The sequence below is a fragment of the Agromyces cerinus genome, assembly GCF_016907835.1.
Classification (GTDB): Bacteria; Actinomycetota; Actinomycetes; order Actinomycetales; family Microbacteriaceae; genus Agromyces; species Agromyces nitratus.
This window is the reverse complement of sequence record NZ_JAFBCT010000001.1, coordinates 2,843,002-2,861,471: the sequence shown is the minus strand read 5'-3', so window position 1 is coordinate 2,861,471 and position 18,470 is coordinate 2,843,002. Positions and strand designations below refer to the sequence as shown.

Sequence of the window (18,470 nt, the reverse complement as noted above, 5' to 3'; positions counted from 1 at the left end):
ACCGAACGGAAATCACACGCATGACGACTGCAACACAGGAAGCGACCGTGCTCGACCGCATCAACGGCGGGCTCTTCATCGGCGGCGAATGGGTCGACGCCGAGGGCGGCAGGACGCTCGCCGTCATCGACCCCGCGACCGGTGCGACGATCAAGGAGATCGCCGATGCATCCGTCGCCGATGGCATCAAGGCGCTCGACGCCGCGGTCGCCGCGCAGGACGCGTGGGCGGCGACGGCTCCGCGCGAGCGCGGCGAACTGCTGCGCCGGGCGTTCGACCTGCTGCAGGAGCGCAAGGAGGACTTCGCGCTCCTCATGACCATGGAGATGGGCAAGCCCCTCGCCGAGGCGCGCGGCGAGGTCGCCTACGGCGGCGAGTTCCTGCGCTGGTTCAGCGAAGAGGCCGTGCGCATCTCGGGCCGCTATGGGCTGAACCCCGAGGGCACCGGCAACATGATCGTCTCGCAGCGCCCGGTCGGCCCGTCGTTCTTCATCACGCCGTGGAACTTCCCGCTCGCGATGGCGACCCGCAAGATCGCACCCGCGCTCGCCGCAGGCTGCACCGTCGTCATCAAGCCCCCGGCACTCACGCCGCTCACGACCCTCGCGTTCGTGCAGCTGCTCGAAGAGGTCGGCCTCCCGGCCGGCGTCGTCAACGTCATCGCGACGTCGACCTCGTCGAAGGTCTCGGGCCCGATCATCGCCGACCCGCGCCTGCGCAAGCTCAGCTTCACGGGGTCGACCGAGGTCGGCCGCAGCCTGATGAAGGAGGCCGCACAGGGCATCCTCCGCACCTCGATGGAGCTCGGCGGCAACGCGCCGTTCGTCATCTTCGAGGACGCCGACCTCGACAAGGCCGTCGACGGCGCGATGCTCGCCAAGTTCCGCAACATCGGACAGGCCTGCACCGCCGCCAACCGCTTCATCGTGCACGAGTCGGTGGCCCACGAGTTCGGCAAGCGGGTCGCCGAGCGCGTGCAGGCCATGCGCGTCGGCCGCGGCACCGAAGACGGCATCGCCATCGGCCCGCTGATCGACGCGAAGGCGGTCGCCTCGACCGACGAGCTCGTCGGCGACGCCGTCGCCAAGGGCGCCACGGTGCTCACCGGCGGCACCGTGATCGAGGGCGAGGGCACGTTCTACGCCCCGACCGTGCTCGGCTCCGTGCCGGCCGACGCCCGCCTCCTCCGCGAGGAGATCTTCGGCCCGGTGCTCGGCATCACGACGTTCTCGAGCGAAGACGAGGCCGTGCGCCTCGCCAACGACACCGAGTACGGCCTCGTCTCCTACGTCTTCACGCAGGACCTGGCCCGCGGCCACCGCATGATCAACCGCCTCGCCACGGGAATGATGGGCCTGAACACCGGCCTCGTCTCGAACGCGGCGGCGCCGTTCGGCGGCATCAAGCAGTCGGGCATCGGCCGCGAGGGCGGACTCGAGGGCATCCACGAATACCTCGACACGAAGTACACGCTCATCCCCGTGAGCTGAACCACCTGAGCGGATGCCGCAGCCCGCGCCGGGGCACCCGCTCGCCCGGGTCTCGATACAGCCCCGACGGGCCCACTCGACCAGCACCAGAATCAAAGGAAGTACGTAGAACCATGGAACGCATCGACTGCGACGTCGTCATCGTCGGCGCCGGGGCCTCCGGCCTCACCGCCGCCACCAAGCTGAAGGCGGCCGGCAAGTCCGTCGTCGTGCTCGAGGCGCGCGACCGCATCGGCGGCCGCCTCTGGACCGACGACATCGACGGCGCCATGCTCGAGATCGGCGGCCAGTGGGTCTCGCCCGACCAGGACGCGCTCATCGAGACGCTCGAAGAGCTCGGCCTCGCGACGTACGAGCGCTACCGCGCGGGCGAGAACGTCTACATCGCCGAGGACGGCGAGCGGCGTCTCTTCGAGGGCGACATCTTCCCGGTGCCGGCCAAGACCGAGGGCGAGATCGTCGGCCTCATCGAGAAGCTCGACGAGCTCGTCGCCGAGATCGACCCCGATGCGCCGTGGGCCCACCCGCGCGCGAAGGAGCTCGACGAGGTCTCCTTCGCCGAGTGGCTCGGCACCCAGACCGACGATGAAGAGGCGAAGCTCAACATCGGCATGTTCATCGCCGGTGCCATGCTCACCAAGCCCGCGCACGCGTTCTCGGCGCTGCAGGCGCTGCTCATGGCGGCATCCGCCGGTTCGTTCTCGAACCTCGTCGACGCCGACTTCATCCTCGACAAGCGCGTCGTGGGCGGCCTCCAGCAGGTGCCGCTGCTGCTCGCCGAGCGTCTCGGCGACGCCGTGCGCACCGGCCAGGCCGTGCGCACGCTCCGCTGGACGCCGGATGCCCCCGACGCCGGCGTCGTCGCGGTCACCGATTCGATCGAGGTGCACGCGAAGCACGTCGTGCTCGCGCTGCCGCCCATCCTCATCAGCCGCATCTCGTACGAGCCGCCGCTGCCCCGCCGCCAGCACCAGATGCACCAGCACCTCTCGATGGGCTTCGTCATCAAGGTGCACGCGGTCTACGAGACGCCGTTCTGGCGCGAGCAGGGCCTCTCGGGCACGGCGTTCAGCCCGTACGAGCTCGTGCACGAGGCATATGACAACACCAACCACGAGGACCCGCGCGGCACGCTCGTCGGCTTCGTCTCCGACGAGGAGGCCGACGGCGTCTTCACGCTCTCGGCCGAGGAGCGCAAGGCGCGGATCCTCGAGTCGCTCTCGCACTACTACGGCCCCGAGGCGCTGAACCCGGTCGTCTACTACGAGAGCGACTGGGGCTCCGAGGAGTGGACCCGCGGCGCGTACGCGGCGAGCTTCGACATGGGCGGCCTCGCGCGCTACGGCGCCGACCTCCGCACCCCCGTCGGGCCGATCCACTTCTCGTGCTCCGACATGGCGGGCAAGGGGTACCAGCACGTCGACGGCGCGATCCGCGTCGGTCGCGAGGTCGCCGACGAGATCCTCGGCGCGAGCTGATGGTCACCCGCATCGTCGTCGGCTACACGGCGAACGAATCCGGCGCCGACGCGCTCGCCCTCGGCGGGCGACTCGCGGCGGCCAGTGAGGCGCTCCTCGAAGTCGTGATGGTGCTTCCCATCGAGGCGCGCGGTGCCGTCGTTCCGCCCGACACCGGGTACGAGCGCCACCTGAAGGAGCGCTCCCGGGGTTGGCTGGCCGAGGCATCCGCTCGCCTCGGCGACGGTGTCGAGCAGGCGCTGCACATCCGTTACGCCGAGTCGTTCGCCGAGGGCCTCGTGGCCGCAGCGCACGAGTTCGACGCCTCGCTCATCGTCGTCGGCGCCGCGCGCGGCGGGTTGCTCGGCCGGTCGCGCATCGGTTCGGTGGCCAACGACCTGCTGCACGCGTCCGACGTGCCCGTGGCGCTCGCTCCGGCGGGCTCGCGCGAGACGCCCGTCACGCTCGGCGTCACCCGCATCACGGGTGCGGTCGGCACGCGCTCGGGGGCGGGGTCGGTGCTCGACATCTCGGTGCGCCTCGCCCGGCTCACGCACGCGCCGCTGCGGCTCGTGTCGCTCGTCTCGATCGACCTGCCGGCCGGCATGGACGAGGAGCTCGCCTCGCTCGCGAGCACCGCCCACGCCGACGACGTGCTCGAAGCGGCCCGCCGGGCGCTGCCCGCCGGCACGACGGCCACCGCGGTCGTCGCCTCCGGCGACACGATCGAGCAGGCGGTCGCGGCGCTCGAGTGGCACGCCGGCGAGGTCGTGCTCGTCGGCTCGAGCCGCCTCGCGACCCCCAGCCGACTCTTCCTGGGCTCGACGGCATCGAAGATGCTGCGCGAGCTGCCGGTGCCGATGATCGTCGTGCCGCGCTCCACCTCCTGAAGGATCACGCAATGACGCACCAAGAACCCCACCAGCAGCACACCGAACCGCACGCGCCGTTGACCACGGCGAGCGCCGCGGTCGACGGCTCCGATCACGGCATCTCGAAGAAAGGGCTGTCGGCGGGTTCGGTCGGCCTCATCGGCGCGATCGTCATCGGCATCTCGTGCATCGCGCCCGCCTACACGCTGACGGCCGCCCTCGGCCCAACGGTGTCGGAGGTCGGCGTGCAGGTACCGGCGATCATCCTCGTCGGCTTCATCCCGATGCTGCTCGTCGCGCTCGGCTACCGCGAGCTCAACAAGCGGATGCCGGACTCCGGCACCTCGTTCACCTGGGCGACGCGCGCCTTCGGACCCTGGGTGGGCTGGATGGCCGGCTGGGGCCTCATCGCGGCGACGATCCTCGTGCTGTCCAATCTCGCGGGCATCGCGGTGGACTTCCTGTTCCTCCTGATCGCACAGGTCTCGGGCATTCCCGAGATCGCCGACCTCGCCGCGAACCCGTTCATCAACGTCGCCGTCTGCCTGCTCTTCATGCTCGGCGCGACGTGGATCTCGTACCGCGACATGCAGACCACCCAGAAGGTGCAGTACTGGCTCGTCGGGTTCCAGGTCGCGGTGCTCGTCCTGTTCTCGGTCGCCGCCCTCGTCGAGGTCGCGAACGGCAATGCGTTCGACGCGACGCCGATCGAATGGTCGTGGTTCAACCCGTTCGCCGTCGGATCGTTCTCGGCGGTCGTCGCCGGTCTCTCGCTCTCGATCTTCATCTTCTGGGGCTGGGATGTCACGCTCACGATGAACGAGGAGACGAGGGGGTCGGAGAAGACGCCGGGCCGGGCCGCGACGATCACGGTCGTCACGATCTTCGTGCTCTACCTGCTCATCGCCGTGTCGCTGATCTCCTACGCGGGCGTCGGCGAGGGCGAGTTCGGACTCGGCAACCCCGACATCCAGGACAATGTGTTCTTCCACCTCGCCGGTCCGATCCTCGGCCCGTTCGCGGTGCTCGTCTCGCTCGCCGTGCTGACGAGCTCGGCGTCGAGCCTGCAGTCGACGTTCGTGGGTCCCGCGCGCACGCTGCTCGCGATGGGCCACTACGGCGCGCTCCCCGAGAAGTTCGCGAGCGTGAGCCCGCGCTTCTTCACGCCGGGGTATGCGACGATCGTGTCGGCGGTCGTTGCATCCGTCTTCTACGCCGTCATGCGCCTGCTGAGCGAGAACGTGCTCTGGGACACGATCACCGCGCTCGGCATGATGATCTGCTTCTACTACGGCATCACGGCCTTCGCATGTGTGTGGTTCTTCCGCTCGGTGTGGTTCCGGTCGGTGCGCAACGTCTTCTTCACGCTGCTCGCCCCGCTCGTGGGCGGAGTCATCCTGGCCGTGCTGTTCGTCACGACGCTGATCGACAGCATGGACCCCTCATACGGCAGCGGCTCCAACATCGGCGGCGTGGGCCTCGTGTTCATCCTCGGCATGGTCGTGCTGCTCGGCGGTGCAGCGGTGATGCTCTGGCAGTGGCGCAAGCGCCCGGCGTTCTTCCGCGGCGAGACGCTCTCGCGCGCGGTCGCAGAGGACTGAGCCCAGGCTCAGCACAGACGAGGCCGCCCCCTGCGACACCAGGGGGCGGCCTCGTTCTGCGTCATGGGGCATTCGCAAGAAGTTTGTGCCGAATGGGCCGCTGCCGGACATACCTACTGTGAGGGCATCTGACGGAGGGGCGCGCGATGGACGACTGGCTGGACGAGGCGGTGCGGCGGGGCGCACCGGCAGTGATCGACTGGTTCGGCTGGACGCCGGACATCGTCGCGCAGCGCAGCTTCGACTTCGGGCGGGTGCGCCTCGTGCTGTGGGACGGATTCACCGTCGCAGAGGCCGCGACGATCCTCGGCATCAGCGAGACCACCGCGCGCGGGCGGTACCAGCGGGCGAGGGCCCGGCTCCGCGAACTGCTCCGTGAACACCAGTACGAAGGGACCATCACATGAACGCCCACCGCATCGACCCTGCCGACCTCGAGCTGCCGCCGACGCAGCCGCTCGACATCTCGGCCTACCTGCCCGACCCGCGCGACGAGGCCACGGCCTAGCCGGGCGGATGCCGCGGCGCCGGTGCAGTGCACCGGCCCCGCGGCACGGCGTCAGACCTCGTGCACCGTCGAACCCGCAACCACGGTGCGCACGACGCGCGCCGTGAGCAACGACTCCTCGCCGGCCGCGAAGACGTCGGTGTCGAGCACCGCGAAGTCGGCCGCAAGGCCGGCGGCGAGGCTGCCGCGGGCATTCTCATCACCGCATGACGCAGCGGCGTCGCGGGTCGCGTGTGCGATCGACTGAGCGAGCGGCAGTGCGAACTCGGGCTGGTTCGGCCCGAACGACGGGTCGAGCGCCGAGCGCCGGGTGGCGGCGACGTACATGTTCGGCAGGGCCTCGTGCGGGGCCGTCGGCGCATCGGTCGAGAAGGCGAGCAGTGCGCCCGCGTCGACGTACTCGGGCCAGGCGAAGCCGCGCTCGGCGCGCTCGTCGCCCAGCATCGCGGCCCAGTTCGCCCAGATCGCCGGGTCGGCGTGCACAGGCTGCATCGACGCCGTGACGCCGAGCCGCGCCATCCGCTCGGCCGTGCCCGGTGCGGCGTATTCGAGGTGCTCGATGCGGTGGCGCCGGGCGCGCTCGCCGTTGAGCTCGTGCGCGTGCTCGAGGGCGTCGAGCGCGTGATCGCTCGCGAGGTCGCCGATGGCGTGCATCGCGACCTGCAGGCCGGCGGCGTCGGCGGCCGCGACGACGGGCTTCAGCCGGTCGAGCGGCCAGATCGGGTCCGCGTTCGAGCCGTCGGCGTACGGATGCCGCATGGCCGCCGTGCACGCGTCGATGACGCCGTCGAGCACGAGCTTGATGCCGGCGACGCGCAGCCACGGCGACTCGATCTCACCGGCCAGCTCCACGGCCCGCCCCACCTGCTCGAGGTTCGCGGCATCGTCGCCCGTGTTGGCGACGAACCAGTGGCCGACGACGCGGATCGGCAGAGCCCCGCCGCGGCGGGCGGCAGCCCGCTGGAACGCGGCGAGCCCGAGCTCGTCGAACGCCATGTCGACCACGCCGGTGACGCCCGTCGCTAGGTACGCCGCGATCGTGCGCTCGACGGCGGCGTCGCGGTCGTCGTCGGTCGTGATCGAGGCGAGGTGGCTCCACACGAACTGCTGCGCGGCGGTCTCGAAGAGCATGCCGTCGGGCTCGCCGTCGGCGTCTCGTCCGATCGAGCCGCCGATCGGGTCGGGGGTGTCACGCGTGATGCCGAGCTCGGTGAGCGCCGCGGAGTTCACCCAGACCGAGTGGTAGTCGTTCGCGTCGAGGTAGACGGGCACGTCGGCGACCACGGCGTCGATCATCGCCGCGGTCGGGGCGCCGCCCGGCAGGGAGTCGAACAGCCAGCCTCGGCCGAGGAGCCGCGGCGCATCGGGTGCGGCCTCGCGGGCGGCGCGGAGCCGCGCCTGGATCTCGTCGAGCGAGCGGGCATCGGTGAGCCCGACCCGGCCGAGCGCCTCGCCCATCATGACGAGGTGCGTGTGCGCGTCGGTGAAGCCGGGCAGCACGAGCCGGCCCTCGAGGTCGAGCGTCGCGGCATCCGTGCCCGCTGCGTCGCGTGCGCCCTGCGCGTCGCCGACGTAGGCGAGCGTGTCGCCGTCGATGACGAGGGCCTCGGCCCACTCGTTCGCGGAGTCGGCGGTGAAGATGCGGGCGTTGGTGACGAGCATGCGGGTCACGCGAGAACCTCCTGGAGTTCGGTGGCGGCGGATGCCTCGGCGCGCTCGCGCCGGGTCGAGAATGCGGCGACGGCGGCCGCCGGCACGGCGAGCACGAAGCTCGCGACGCCGAGCACCACGGCGAAGCCCTGGAAGCCGAAGACCTCCACGAGGGCGGCTCCGATGACCGGCGTGAGGCTCGAGCCCACCAGGTACACCGCGAGCAGCGGCGCCGACCAGCGACCGTCGGCGTCGAGTGCCGACGAGGTCGAGACGAAGTACATGAAGGCGAGCGCGTAGAGCGTGTTCCACGCGATGAACACCACGATGAAGGTGGTCTGGTCGGTGACGAAACCCTCGACGATCTTCAGGATGCCGCCGCCGACGAGCAGCACGGCGAGCGGCACCGCCCGGCCGAGGCGGTTGCCGACGATCATGAGCAGCACCGAGCCGATGAGGCCGCCGGCGGTCGCGCCGCTGAGCGCGAGGCCGAGGCCCTCGGGCGTGAGCGACGCCTGCGCGCCGCCCATGACGCCGGCCATGGCCCAGAGCGAGTCCTCGCTGACGGCCCAGAGGGCGAACGTGACGAGCAGGGTGAAGCCCGCGATCCTCACGGCGCGAGGCGAGGGGAGCGCGCGCGAGGTCGCGGCTGCGGCTTCGAGGGCGGGCACGGCGGCGGTCGGCGGCACGTCGACGGGCACGGCCTCGGCGACGGCGACCGGTGACTTCGGTGCGATGACGGGTGCAGCGGGGAGCCAGCCGCTCACGAGGAGCGCGACGACCGAGAAGATCGCGAGCGCACCGAACACGTCGATCGGCGCGAGGCCGATGAGCGGGATGATCGCGAGGATCACGGTCACGACCGCCCGGTTCGCGAGGCCGTTGAAGCCCGCCACGCGGTCGGGGTTCGTGAAGGCGGCGATCGCGGCGCCGCCTGAGGCGACCGCGCCGCCGGCGCCGATGCCGCCGAGGATGAGGCCGCCGATGATGGCCGCGGGCGCCGGCACGAGTGCCGCCGTGGCGAAGCCGAGCACCGAGAGCGCGAGTCCGCCGCGGGCGACGGCGAGGCGACGCGGGCCGGCGCAGAGCGGCGCGATGGCGAGTCCGGTGACGGCGGTGGCGAGCAGGGTGGCGGTGATGATCCAGCTCGCGGTGAGCACGTCGGCGCCGATCGCCTGCTGCAGTGCGCTGATCATGTAGGGCGAGAGGTTCACGCCGAGGTAGCCGGCGATGCCGACCGTGAAGGTCGCGGTGGCGCTCGGCAGGCGGAGCGGCACGCGAACGGTGAGGTCGTTGGACACGGAGGTCTCCGGAGGTGCTGGGGCACGTCGATGTGCCGGGGGCGGACGCGGCAGGGGGTGTCGTCGCGATAAGTGAATGGTGTTCGTTTATTATGCATACGAGTGCCCGAGATGGGAAGAGCGGATTTCGAACGGCCGCCCCTAGGCTGAACCAGGCGACCGAACGAGGAGGTGCACGTGGCCCGGCCCAGAGTGCCCCTGCTGTCGACCGAGCGCATCGCCGACGCGGCCATCGAACTCGTCGACTCGGGCCAGGCGTTCGGCGTCAACGCGCTCGCCCGGCAGCTGGGCGTCACCCCCTCGTCGCTCTACAACCACGTCGACGGCCGCGACGGCATCATCGAGCTCATGCGCGGCCGGCTGGGGGAGTCCTACCTGGCGGAGGCGCCGAGCGGCGACTGGGTCGACGTCGTCACGCACACCATGCGCGCCTCCCGCCGCATGTACGCCGAGCACCCGTCGATCGTGCCGCTGCTCGTCGGCAAGACCATCACCCACCCCGCGGTGATCGAGAGCTACGACCGCCTCGCCACCGCGCTCCTCGGCGCCGGGTTCCCCGACGACGAGGTGATCACGGTGATCGCGATCCTCGACTCGTTCGCGCTCGGCTTCGGCCTCGACCTCGCGTCGCCCGACGACATCTGGAAGCCCGAGACGCCGACGACCTCGCTCGGGCGCCTGCTCGAGGTCACCGCGAAGGGTCGCGCACGCTCCGACCAGGTGTTCGAGATCGGGCTCGAACTCCTGCTCGACGCCCTGCGGCTGCGCCTCGGTCGCCTCGATCTCGACTGAGCGGATGGCACTTTCCCCCGGGGCATCCGTATCGGTACGGTGAACCGTGGACGCCCCGACCGCGGGCGCCGGAATGGGGAACCCGAATGGCTGCACTCGACGACATCGTCGCCAATCTCCCGATCGGCGACATCGCCGCGAAGCTCGGCGTCGACGAGGCCACCGCGAAGCAGGCCGTGAACGATGCGCTGCCGGCCCTGCTCGCCGGCCTGGGCGCGAACGCCGCCGACCCGGCCGGAGCCGCGTCGCTCGAGAAGGCCGTCGCCAAGCACGACCCGAAGCTCATCGAGGGCGGCGTGAACCTCGCCGACGTCGACGAGGAGGACGGCAAGAAGATCGTGAAGAACGTCTTCGGCGACAAGACCGACCAGGTCGTCACGGCGCTCGACAAGAAGGAGGGCGGTGCGGGCGACCTCATCGGCAAGCTCCTGCCGATCCTCGCGCCGATCGTGCTGAGCTTCCTCGCCGCCCAGTTCGCGAAGAAGCCCGAAGCGGATGCCGCGGCGCCGTCGTCGGGCGGTGGCATCGGCGATCTGCTCGGCGGTCTCCTGGGCGGCGGCGGCTCGGGCTCGTCGGGCGGCGCCGGCGGCGGCCTGGGCGACGTGCTCGGCGGTCTCCTCGGCGGTGGCTCGGGCGGCTCGAGCTCGGGCGGCGGCCTCGGCGACCTGCTCGGCGGCCTCCTGGGCGGCGGCAAGCGCTGATCCGACCCTCTGCTGGTTGAGCTCGTCGAAACCGCGGGTTGAGCCTGTCGGAACTGCGGGTTGAGCTCGTCGAAACCCCTGCCGAGCGGGCAGGTTTCGACGGGCTCAACCTGCACACCTCGCACGAGCCCAGCTCACGAGACACGCCGCGCATAGACTGGCGGGGTGCCAGTGAACCCCGAGCTCCAGGGGCGGACCTTCCCGCCCACCGAGCCCTACCTCGTCGGTCGTGAGAAGGTGCGCGAGTTCGCCCGCGCCGTGTTCGCGACGAACCCGATCAACCTCGACCCCGAGGCCGCACGCGCAGCGGGCTACGCCGACGTCGTCGCGCCGCCCACCTTCGCCGTGGTCGTGCAGGAGCAGACGCTCGCCCAGCTGCTGGCCGACCCCGAGTCGGGCATCGACTTCTCGCGCGTCGTGCACGGCGACCAGCGCTTCACCTCGACCCGGCCGATCGTCGCGGGCGACCTGCTCACCGCGACGCTCACGGTGGCGAGCGTGAAGAGCCTCGGCGGCCACTCGATGGTCACGGCCGAGTCCGCCATCACCGACGCCGACGGCGCGCACGTCGTCACCGCCGTCTCCACCCTCGTCGTGCGAGGAGACGAATGATGCCCGCCCCCGACTTCGCAACCCTCACCGTCGGCGACGTCGTCGCCGAGCGGTCGTTCCCGCTGACCCGCGACTCGCTCGTGCGGTACGCCGGCGCCTCGGGCGACTTCAACCCGATCCACTACCGCGACGACATCGCGGCCGAGGTCGGCCTGCCGGGCGTGCTCGCCCACGGCATGCTCACCATGGGCCTCGCGGTGCAGCCGGTCGTCGACTGGGCCGGAGACCCCGGCCGCGTCGCCGACTACCAGGTGCGCTTCACCCGCCCCGTGATCGTCGACCCGAAGACCGGCGCGACCGTCACGGTCTCGGCGAAGGTCGGCCAGCTCGACGAGGCCGCCACGGTCGCACGCATCGACCTCACGGTGAAGGTCGGCGACGACACGGTGCTCGGCAAGGCGCAAGTGCGCGTCGTGCTCGGCTGACATGAGCGGCGACATCCGTTTCGCGGACCTCACGACGCTGCAGGTCGGCGGGCCGATCGGCCGGCTGGTCACGGCGACGACGCAGCGCGACCTCGTCGACCTCGCGACCGAGACCTGGGCGACGGATGACGCGTGGCTCGCCCTCGGCGGCGGCTCGAACCTCCTCGTGGGCGACGAGGGCTTCGCGGGCACCGTGATCAGGGTCGCGACCCGCGGCATCGAGGTGCTGCCCCCGTCGGCGGGCGAAGGGGAATCTCTTCGACAGGCCCAGGACGGCGCCGTTCGCCTGCGCGTGCAGGCCGGCGAGACGTGGGACGACCTCGTCGCGTGGACCGTCGAGCACGGCTATTCGGGCATCGAGGCGCTCTCGGGCATCCCCGGCTCGGTCGGTGCGGCGCCCGTGCAGAACATCGGCGCCTACGGGCAGGAGCTCGCCGCCACGCTCGTCGCGATCGAGTTCCTCGACGAGGGCGCCGAGGCGCCGCGCCGCATGACGGCCGCCGAACTCGAGCTCGGCTACCGCACCTCGGTGCTGAAGCAGGGGCTCGCGGGCATCGTCGTCACCATCGAACTCGAACTGCACGACACCGCCGCGGAGCGCGCGGTGCTCGGCGAGGCGCTCGGGCAGCCGATCGCCTACGGGCAGCTCGCCGACGCACTGCACGTGCAGCAGGGCGATCGTGTCGCGATCGCCGACGTGCGCGCGAGCGTGCTCGCCCTGCGCGCCTCGAAGGGCATGGTGCTCGACCCCGACGACGCCGACTCGGTGAGCGCGGGCTCGTTCTTCACGAACCCGATCGTGGGGGAGCACGTCGCCCGCACGCTGCCGGCCACCGCTCCCCGCTGGTACGTCGAGCCCGAGGCGCCCGACGAGGTGACGCCGCTCGGTTCGCTCGCCTCGGGGTCGCCGCTCGACGTGTTCCTCGCGCATCAGGCCGAGCTCGAGGAGTTCGACGACGACGTCACCGTGGCTGAACACGTCGACGCCGAACCGCTCGTGAAGCTCTCGGCGGCCTGGTTGATCGAGCATGCGGGCATTCGTCGCGGCTTCGCGCTGCCCGGCTCACGTGCGGCGATCTCGTCGAAGCACACGCTCGCGCTGACGAACCGCGGCGGCGCCACGGCTGAAGAGATCGCGACGCTCGCACGGTTCGTGCAGGGGCGGGTGCAGGCCGAGTTCGGCATCGTGCTGCGACCCGAGCCCGTGCTCGTCGGCGTCGAGCTGTAGCGCCCGGTCGCGCCGGGCGACGCCGCACGCTCTGCCGCGCCGAACGCCGAGATGACAGAAGTCGTCGCCCGTCCGGTCGAACAGGCGACGACTTCTGTCATCTCGACAGCGTGCAGCGCGCGGCTCAGCGGCGGGCGCGCTCCCCGCGGCGGATGAGTCCGACGATGCCGAAGAGGGCGACGACGATACCGACGACGATGATCGCGTAGAGGCCGGCGGTGAGCGGGCTGAGGGTGGTCAGCCACACGCCGACCGCATCGCGGCGGGCCGGGTCGATGAGCACCCAGAGGGTGGTCGCGGCCATCGCACCGAAGAGGAGAGCCCAGACGAGGGCGCCCCATCGGATGGTCGGGCGGGCGGCCGCCATCGGGCTCGAGTCGGCGGCGACGTTCGCATCACCGCCCGTCGTGGTCGAGCCCGCCGCTTCGTCAGTCGGCGGCGTGCTCGAGTCGGAGAGGATCGCGGTGACCGCGGCATCCGCTGCAGTCGTCGGGGTGTCGGAGTTCGAACTGTTCGTGGTCATGGTCATTCCCCTTCGCGGATCTCGATGTGCACCATGCCGGAGCCCTGCTCGAGCACGATCGTGGCATCGGGCGGCCCGTCAGTGGGGAGGACGCCGCGGACGCCGTCCTCGTCGAGCACGAGTGCTCCGCGGTCGAGGCCGCCGAACGACGGCGTGGAGCTCGATGAGAAGTCGGATGCGTACACGACGATGTCGAGCGGCCCGGCCTCGCTCGCGTCGAGCACGATCTGCGCGCCATCCTCGATCCTGATGGACGTGTCGCCGGTGCCCTGCCTGAGTTCGATGACCGGCGAGGAGCCGCCGATCAGTGCGGGCGAGGCGAACATGTGCGCATCGCCGAACGGCTGCACGAGTCGTTGCGACTCGTTCATCGGGATGCCGTAAGCGGGAGGCACGAGTGCGCCCTGCGGCATGATCGACGATGCGAGCACGGCCACCGACATCGAGAGCGCGGCGAGGGTTGTCATGAACGCGAGGCCTCCGCTGCGCCGACGCCGGAGCGCCGCGACGACCATGCCGACCGAGAGCAGCAGCGTCGCGACCGCGAGGGCGATCGGGATCGCGAATCCGGCCACGTCGGGCGTCGCGAGCGACCAGATCGCGGCGATCGATCCGCCGACGAGGGCCAGGCCGAGCACGGTGAACACGAACGCGGCGCTCGCCCTGGGGCGACTGGCGCGGCGCGCCGCGCGTGCGGCATCCGCCTGAGCGGTGAGCTCGCGCGCCTTCGCCTTGTTCTCCGCGGCTGCCTGTGCCCGGGCGGCTCGTTCGGCCTGCTCCTGACCTGACTTCCACTCGGCGTGCGAGACGCGCCACGCCTCGTGCTGGGCTCGCCATTCGGCGATCGCCGCGGCGTCGGCGCCTTCGGCGGGCACCGGCGGTTCCGTGGTCGGCACGGTCGTCGAGGCGCCCGCGGCGGCTGCGGCGGCTGCGTCGGAGGTGTCGGCAGATGCAGATGCCGGTGCCGGTGCCGACGCGGTGGCCGCGGCACCCGCAGAGGCGAACGCTGCGGTCGAAGGATGCCCCGGAGCGGCGGCGGTCGTCGCGGAAGCCATTCGCGCGCCGGCGCCGCCCGGGGAGTTCTGGGAGGCCCGCTGCGCGAGCCAGACGACGAACGCGATGATCGCGCCGACGACGATGAGCACCCACAGCACCCGGAGCGGCCAGGCGAGGTCGAAGCCGAAGATCGGGTCGATGAACGTCGGCCAGTCCGGCCACCAGCGCCAGCCGAGCCACCCGCCCTGCACGAGGGGGATGAGGCCGATGACGCCCATCACGGCGATGCCGACGATCGCCGGGTCGACGATGCCGCGGATCAGTCGCTCGAGGTGGATCTCGCCCTCGGTGTCGGGCAGCAGCAGCCACGCGATCGCGTAGAGCAGCACGAACGGGGCGCCGAGCACCGCGACGACGACGACGATGCCGCGCACGATGATCGGGTCGATGCCGAGTCGGGCGCCGACGCCGGCGCACACGCCGCCGAGCCAGCCGGCCCGTCGCGGCACGCCGAGTCGGCGGAGCCAGTCGTAGAAACCGGTGCCGGTGCCCGGCGCGGGTGTCGCCGCGCCGGGGTCACCGGAGGATGGAGTCGCTCCCGCCGCCCCGTGGGCGTTCGGGCCGGGCGCCGCGGAGTCCCCCTTCACGTCGTCCGGCACTGGGTCCGCCTCGGGGGCGGTCGAGTTCGTCTCCATGCTTCGATGCTGGCAGGGGCGACGGATGGGCCGCCATGGGGTGAATCCCTGATTCGACCCTGATCGGGGAGCCGGGGCCGGGGCGCACGCCCGCTCGTCTGCTTGGATTGCAGGATGGAGTCGCGAGCAGACGAGGTGACGGATGCCGCGGCATCCGTGCCCGCCGACGCCGCGGCATCCGCTCCCCGCCTGACGCGGCCGCGTGCCTGCGTGGCCACCGGCGTCTCGGCGGGTCTCGCGGCCCACCTCGGCTGGCCCGTCTGGATCGTGCGCACCGCGTTCGTGGTGACGAGCCTCGCGAGCGGCGCGGGCCTGCTGCTCTACGTCTGGCTCTGGGTGTTCACGCCGTGGGCGGCGGGCGAGGAGCGCCCGACCCGGCGCGCCCCGGTGGCCTGGCTCCTCGTCGTGGCCTCGGCCGTCTCGCTGCTCGCAGCGTGGGCGACGAGCGGGCGCGTCGTCGACACCGGCGGCAGCGGGCTCGAGTGGTGGCTCCTCGCGGTGTTCGCGGGCGTCGGGCTCGCCGTGGCAGCCGGAGCGTGGGCGACCTTCATCGACCGACCCGATCCCGACCGGGGCCCGCGCCAGGAGCTCGCGATCCGCATCGTCGCGACGGCGCTGCTCGCGATCACCGCGCTCGCGCTCGTCTTCGGTCCGAACGCGTACTGGTACCCGGTGCCCACGTTCGTCGCCGCGCTCGCCGCGGTCATCGGCATCGCACTCGTCTACGTGCCCACGCTCATCGCCTCGTGGCGCGACCTCACCGCCGAGCGCACGAAGCGCATCCGCGAGGAGCAGCGCAGCGAGATCGCGGCGCACCTGCACGACTCGGTGCTGCAGACGCTCGCGCTCATCCAGAACCGCGCGGGCGCCACGAGCGAGGTCGCCCGCATCGCCCGAGCGCAGGAGCGGGAACTGCGCGACTGGCTCTTCGCGGGCGACACCCCGGCCGACAGCGACCTCGGCACCGACCTCCGCGACTTCGCCGCGGCCCTCGAGATCGACTACGCGGTGACGGTCGACGTCGTGGTCGTCGGGGAGTCGCGCGAGCGCGCCAGCGGCGAGATGGCGGCGGCCGCCCGCGAGGCGATGCTGAACGCCGCGCGGCACGCGGGCGGCGAGGTGTCAGTGTACGTCGAGTCGACGCCCGAGGCCGTCGAGGTGTTCGTGCGCGACCGCGGCCCGGGCTTCGCGCTCGCCGACGTGCCCGGCGACCGGCTCGGGGTGCGCGAGTCGATCATCGGCCGCATGCGCCGCGCCGGCGGTTCGGGCGAGGTGCGCCCGGGCGTCGGCGGCGTGGGCACCGAGGTGCGACTGCGGTTCCCGGCCGCCGAACGGGTGGAGGGCAATCGTGGCTGAGCGGGTGCGGGTCGTGATCGTCGACGACCACTCCATCTTCCGGTCGGGCCTGAAGGCCGACCTCGACGAGACCATCGAGGTCGTCGGCGAGGCCCATGACGTCGAGTCCGCGGTCGCAGTGGTGACGGATGCCGCCCCCGACGTGGTGCTCCTCGACGTGCACCTGCCCGGGGTTGCCGTGCCGGCGGGCACGAGCGGCGGCGCAGAGGTGATCCGGCGCGCCGCGGCATCCGTGCCCTCGACGCGGTTCCTCGCGCTCTCGGTCTCGGACAAGGCCGAAGACGTCGTCGGCGTCATCCGTGCGGGAGCCCGCGGCTACATCACGAAGGGCTCATCGGGGGCCGACGTGAGCCGTGCCGTGCACGCCGTCGCCGGGGGCGACGCCGTGTTCTCGCCGAAGCTCGCGGGCTTCGTGCTCGACGCGTTCGGCGCCCCCGTGGGGGAGACCGCGTCGGCGAGCGACGAACTCGACCGACTCTCGGCACGCGAGCAGGAGGTCATGCGGCTGATCGCCCGCGGCTACGCCTACAAGGAGGTGGCGGCCGAGCTCTTCATCTCGACGAAGACGGTCGAGACGCACGTGTCGGCGGTACTGCGCAAGCTCCAGCTCTCGAGCCGGCACGAACTCACGGCTTGGGCGAACGCGCGGCGCCTGCTCTAGCCGCATCGCCGCTCGCCGGCCGATACACGTCGAGCGCTGCCGGCACGACCCGCACGCTCGTGCGGTAGCCCGGCGATGCGGTGCGGGCGGATGCCTCGGCGGGCGCCTCGAGCGCCACCTCGCCGTCGTGGGCGAATCCGGGCGGCTGCCCGTGCCGGGGCTGCACGAGCACCTCGATCGACTCGGTCGTGAACGACTCGAGGCGCTCCGGCAGCAGGCGGATGCGCCGGAGCACGGCACTCGTGCGACGACCGAAGGCGAGCGCTCCGGCGGCGCGCACCCGCGAGCCGGCGTGGAGGATCCGCACGTCGAGCACGCCCCCGTCGAGTCGTCGACGCTGCATGGGCGCGGCGATGCCCGGGTCGTTCGGCCCGACGCCCACGTACAGGGTCCAGACATGCGCCCGTCGCCCGCCGACGATCACGGTCACCGGAGCAGAGCGGCGCAGCACCCGCGCTGCCGCGGCGACGGCGGCGAGCCACTTGCCCCACCGCTCCTCGTGCCGCTCCCGCTCGGCGACGAAGTCGGGGTAGAGGCCGACCGAGGCCGTGTTCAGCACCGTGATCGGCGGCCCGTCGGCGAAGCGCAGTTCGGCGACATCCGCTCGCACGCCTTCACCGCGCTGCAGGGCATCGACCGCGAGGTCGACGGATGCCGCGCCCACCGTGCGCGCGAAGTGGTTGAACGTGCCACCGGGCACGACGAGGAGCGGCACTCCGGCCGCGCGCGCCTCGTGTGCGACGGCGGCGACCGAGCCGTCGCCGCCGCACACTCCCATGATGCGCGGCGGTTCGTCGCGGGCCAGCGCTGCACGCACGGCGGCGGCGGGGTCGTCGCCGTCGAGCACGTGCAGCTCGGCTCGCGGCAGGCGTCGCTCGAGCACCTGCATCGGGTCGGTGCGCAGCACGCTCGTGCCCGACGCCCGGTTGACGACGATGAAGACGCCGGTGCCGTCGGGCGATTCCGGCAGGGCGCGGTCGGCACCGCTCGGCGCCGGGGCGTCGGCGTCGCCTGCGCCCGGGCGCGCGATGGCGGCGCTCAGGCCCGCGACTCCGGCGCCGAGCGCGATCCCGCCGACGACGTCGGACAACCAGTGCGCGCCGGTGTGCAGCCGCGAGTAGGCGACCCCGAGCGCGACCGGTGCCAGTGCGGCGCCGAGGCGAGGCTGCTCGATCGCGATGCCGGTCACGAAGGCCGCGGCGCTCGCCGAGTGCCCGGACGGGAACGACGGGGTGACGGGCGGCTTCGGCAGGTGCCGCCCGATCGGCACATCGGCGAGCAGGGGCCGGTCGCCCCCGAAGAGCTGCTTGGCGATCACGTTGGTGAGCGCGCTCGCGACGAGCAGCGAGCCGAGGGCGCGCGCTGCCGTGCGTCGGCGTCCGAGCACGGCGAGCACGCCCGCGATGGTCCACCACAGCACGCCGCGGTCGGCGAACCCCGAGACGCGCGACCAGAACCGGTCGGCCATGGGGTGCGTGCGGCGGGCGTTCACCGCACGTGCGGCCGCGGCATCCGCTCGCCGGACCCAGGCGGGCAGGATTCTCGTCCGTTGCACGGCGATGCGAACGCTGCGGAAGACCACGCCGCCATCGTAGGCGCGGT

General features: G+C 72.0%; 17 protein-coding genes. 12 read left to right on the top strand and 5 right to left on the bottom strand.

The window, feature by feature from the left end; translation table 11 throughout:
* Nucleotides 1-20 precede the first annotated feature (20 nt).
* The 5 genes from JOE59_RS13355 to JOE59_RS13335 all read left to right on the top strand — a co-directional run bounded on the left by JOE59_RS13355 (nucleotide 21) and on the right by JOE59_RS13335 (nucleotide 5,827).
* Nucleotides 21-1,490 carry an NAD-dependent succinate-semialdehyde dehydrogenase gene (locus tag JOE59_RS13355; RefSeq protein ID WP_204461158.1) on the top strand — a complete coding sequence of 490 codons (1,470 nt, stop codon included), beginning with the start codon at nucleotides 21-23 and terminating at the stop codon, nucleotides 1,488-1,490.
* A 113-nt stretch (nucleotides 1,491-1,603) separates the two neighbouring features.
* Nucleotides 1,604-2,968 (top strand): flavin monoamine oxidase family protein, encoded by a 1,365-nt coding sequence (locus JOE59_RS13350; protein ID WP_204461156.1) that lies wholly within the window; start codon nucleotides 1,604-1,606, stop codon nucleotides 2,966-2,968.
* Nucleotides 2,968-3,837, top strand: a complete 870-nt coding sequence (locus JOE59_RS13345; RefSeq protein WP_204461154.1) for a universal stress protein — start codon at nucleotides 2,968-2,970, stop codon at nucleotides 3,835-3,837. Before JOE59_RS13350 ends, JOE59_RS13345 begins: the two co-directional genes overlap by 1 nt.
* A gap of 11 nt (nucleotides 3,838-3,848) precedes the next feature.
* Nucleotides 3,849-5,420, top strand: coding sequence for an APC family permease (locus JOE59_RS13340; RefSeq protein ID WP_204461152.1), 1,572 nt, complete (start codon nucleotides 3,849-3,851; stop codon nucleotides 5,418-5,420).
* A 146-nt stretch (nucleotides 5,421-5,566) separates the two neighbouring features.
* A complete protein-coding gene (locus JOE59_RS13335; protein ID WP_204461150.1) occupies nucleotides 5,567-5,827 on the top strand; it encodes an RNA polymerase sigma factor in 261 nt (86 codons plus the stop codon).
* Nucleotides 5,828-5,979: 152 nt separating this feature from the next.
* On the opposite strand, the gene JOE59_RS13330 is transcribed toward JOE59_RS13335, so the two are convergent.
* Together JOE59_RS13330 and JOE59_RS13325 are read right to left on the bottom strand one after the other, a co-directional pair.
* On the bottom strand, nucleotides 5,980-7,590 hold the full coding sequence (locus JOE59_RS13330) for an amidohydrolase (protein WP_239561065.1): 1,611 nt from the start codon (nucleotides 7,588-7,590) through the stop codon (nucleotides 5,980-5,982).
* Between the two features lie 5 nt (nucleotides 7,591-7,595).
* A complete protein-coding gene (locus JOE59_RS13325; protein WP_204461146.1) occupies nucleotides 7,596-8,879 on the bottom strand; it encodes an MFS transporter in 1,284 nt (427 codons plus the stop codon).
* Between the two features lie 177 nt (nucleotides 8,880-9,056).
* Here JOE59_RS13325 and JOE59_RS18825 point away from each other — a divergent pair, with 177 nt between their 5' ends.
* The 5 genes from JOE59_RS18825 (at nucleotide 9,057) to JOE59_RS13300 (ending at nucleotide 12,637) form a co-directional block, all read left to right on the top strand.
* A complete protein-coding gene (locus tag JOE59_RS18825) occupies nucleotides 9,057-9,671 on the top strand; it encodes a TetR/AcrR family transcriptional regulator (RefSeq protein WP_204461145.1) in 615 nt (204 codons plus the stop codon).
* A gap of 86 nt (nucleotides 9,672-9,757) precedes the next feature.
* Nucleotides 9,758-10,372 carry a DUF937 domain-containing protein gene (locus JOE59_RS13315; RefSeq protein WP_204461144.1) on the top strand — a complete coding sequence of 205 codons (615 nt, stop codon included), beginning with the start codon at nucleotides 9,758-9,760 and terminating at the stop codon, nucleotides 10,370-10,372.
* Nucleotides 10,373-10,537: 165 nt separating this feature from the next.
* Nucleotides 10,538-10,984, top strand: coding sequence for a MaoC family dehydratase N-terminal domain-containing protein (locus JOE59_RS13310; RefSeq protein WP_084183995.1), 447 nt, complete (start codon nucleotides 10,538-10,540; stop codon nucleotides 10,982-10,984).
* Nucleotides 10,984-11,409 (top strand): MaoC family dehydratase, encoded by a 426-nt coding sequence (locus tag JOE59_RS13305; RefSeq protein WP_179552032.1) that lies wholly within the window; start codon nucleotides 10,984-10,986, stop codon nucleotides 11,407-11,409. The genes JOE59_RS13310 and JOE59_RS13305 overlap by 1 nt, the downstream gene beginning before the upstream one ends.
* Nucleotide 11,410: 1 nt before the next feature.
* Nucleotides 11,411-12,637: a UDP-N-acetylmuramate dehydrogenase gene (locus tag JOE59_RS13300; RefSeq protein ID WP_204461143.1), complete on the top strand. Its 1,227-nt coding sequence runs from the start codon at nucleotides 11,411-11,413 to the stop codon at nucleotides 12,635-12,637.
* A gap of 124 nt (nucleotides 12,638-12,761) precedes the next feature.
* Here the strand turns inward: JOE59_RS13300 and JOE59_RS13295 are convergent, their stop codons facing one another.
* Nucleotides 12,762-13,160 (bottom strand): hypothetical protein, encoded by a 399-nt coding sequence (locus JOE59_RS13295; RefSeq protein WP_204461142.1) that lies wholly within the window; start codon nucleotides 13,158-13,160, stop codon nucleotides 12,762-12,764.
* Nucleotides 13,161-13,162: 2 nt separating this feature from the next.
* Nucleotides 13,163-14,851, bottom strand: coding sequence for a PspC domain-containing protein (locus JOE59_RS13290; protein ID WP_204461141.1), 1,689 nt, complete (start codon nucleotides 14,849-14,851; stop codon nucleotides 13,163-13,165).
* A gap of 114 nt (nucleotides 14,852-14,965) precedes the next feature.
* Between JOE59_RS13290 and JOE59_RS13285 the strand changes: the two genes are divergently transcribed.
* Both JOE59_RS13285 and JOE59_RS13280 read left to right on the top strand, forming a co-directional pair.
* Entirely contained in the window at nucleotides 14,966-16,207 is a 1,242-nt protein-coding gene (locus tag JOE59_RS13285; protein WP_204461139.1) for an ATP-binding protein, read from the top strand.
* Entirely contained in the window at nucleotides 16,200-16,868 is a 669-nt protein-coding gene (locus JOE59_RS13280; RefSeq protein WP_204461136.1) for a LuxR C-terminal-related transcriptional regulator, read from the top strand. Before JOE59_RS13285 ends, JOE59_RS13280 begins: the two co-directional genes overlap by 8 nt.
* On the opposite strand, the gene JOE59_RS13275 is transcribed toward JOE59_RS13280, so the two are convergent.
* Nucleotides 16,834-18,450 (bottom strand): bifunctional phosphatase PAP2/diacylglycerol kinase family protein, encoded by a 1,617-nt coding sequence (locus JOE59_RS13275; RefSeq protein ID WP_307837072.1) that lies wholly within the window; start codon nucleotides 18,448-18,450, stop codon nucleotides 16,834-16,836. The genes JOE59_RS13280 and JOE59_RS13275 overlap by 35 nt on opposite strands.
* Nucleotides 18,451-18,470 lie beyond the last annotated feature (20 nt).

Bases quoted from the DNA above. Each gene is read 5' to 3' on its own strand.
- JOE59_RS13355 (WP_204461158.1), top strand. From the start codon at position 21: ATGACGACTGCAACACAGGAAGCGACCGTGCTCGACCGCATCAACGGC.
- JOE59_RS13350 (WP_204461156.1), top strand. From the start codon at position 1,604: ATGGAACGCATCGACTGCGACGTCGTCATCGTCGGCGCCGGGGCCTCC.
- JOE59_RS13345 (WP_204461154.1), top strand. From the start codon at position 2,968: ATGGTCACCCGCATCGTCGTCGGCTACACGGCGAACGAATCCGGCGCC.
- JOE59_RS13340 (WP_204461152.1), top strand. From the start codon at position 3,849: ATGACGCACCAAGAACCCCACCAGCAGCACACCGAACCGCACGCGCCG.
- JOE59_RS13335 (WP_204461150.1), top strand. From the start codon at position 5,567: ATGGACGACTGGCTGGACGAGGCGGTGCGGCGGGGCGCACCGGCAGTG.
- JOE59_RS13330 (WP_239561065.1), bottom strand. From the start codon at position 7,590: ATGCTCGTCACCAACGCCCGCATCTTCACCGCCGACTCCGCGAACGAG.
- JOE59_RS13315 (WP_204461144.1), top strand. From the start codon at position 9,758: ATGGCTGCACTCGACGACATCGTCGCCAATCTCCCGATCGGCGACATC.
- JOE59_RS13305 (WP_179552032.1), top strand. From the start codon at position 10,984: ATGCCCGCCCCCGACTTCGCAACCCTCACCGTCGGCGACGTCGTCGCC.
- JOE59_RS13300 (WP_204461143.1), top strand. From the start codon at position 11,411: ATGAGCGGCGACATCCGTTTCGCGGACCTCACGACGCTGCAGGTCGGC.
- JOE59_RS13295 (WP_204461142.1), bottom strand. From the start codon at position 13,160: ATGACCACGAACAGTTCGAACTCCGACACCCCGACGACTGCAGCGGAT.
- JOE59_RS13290 (WP_204461141.1), bottom strand. From the start codon at position 14,851: ATGGAGACGAACTCGACCGCCCCCGAGGCGGACCCAGTGCCGGACGAC.
- JOE59_RS13285 (WP_204461139.1), top strand. From the start codon at position 14,966: ATGGAGTCGCGAGCAGACGAGGTGACGGATGCCGCGGCATCCGTGCCC.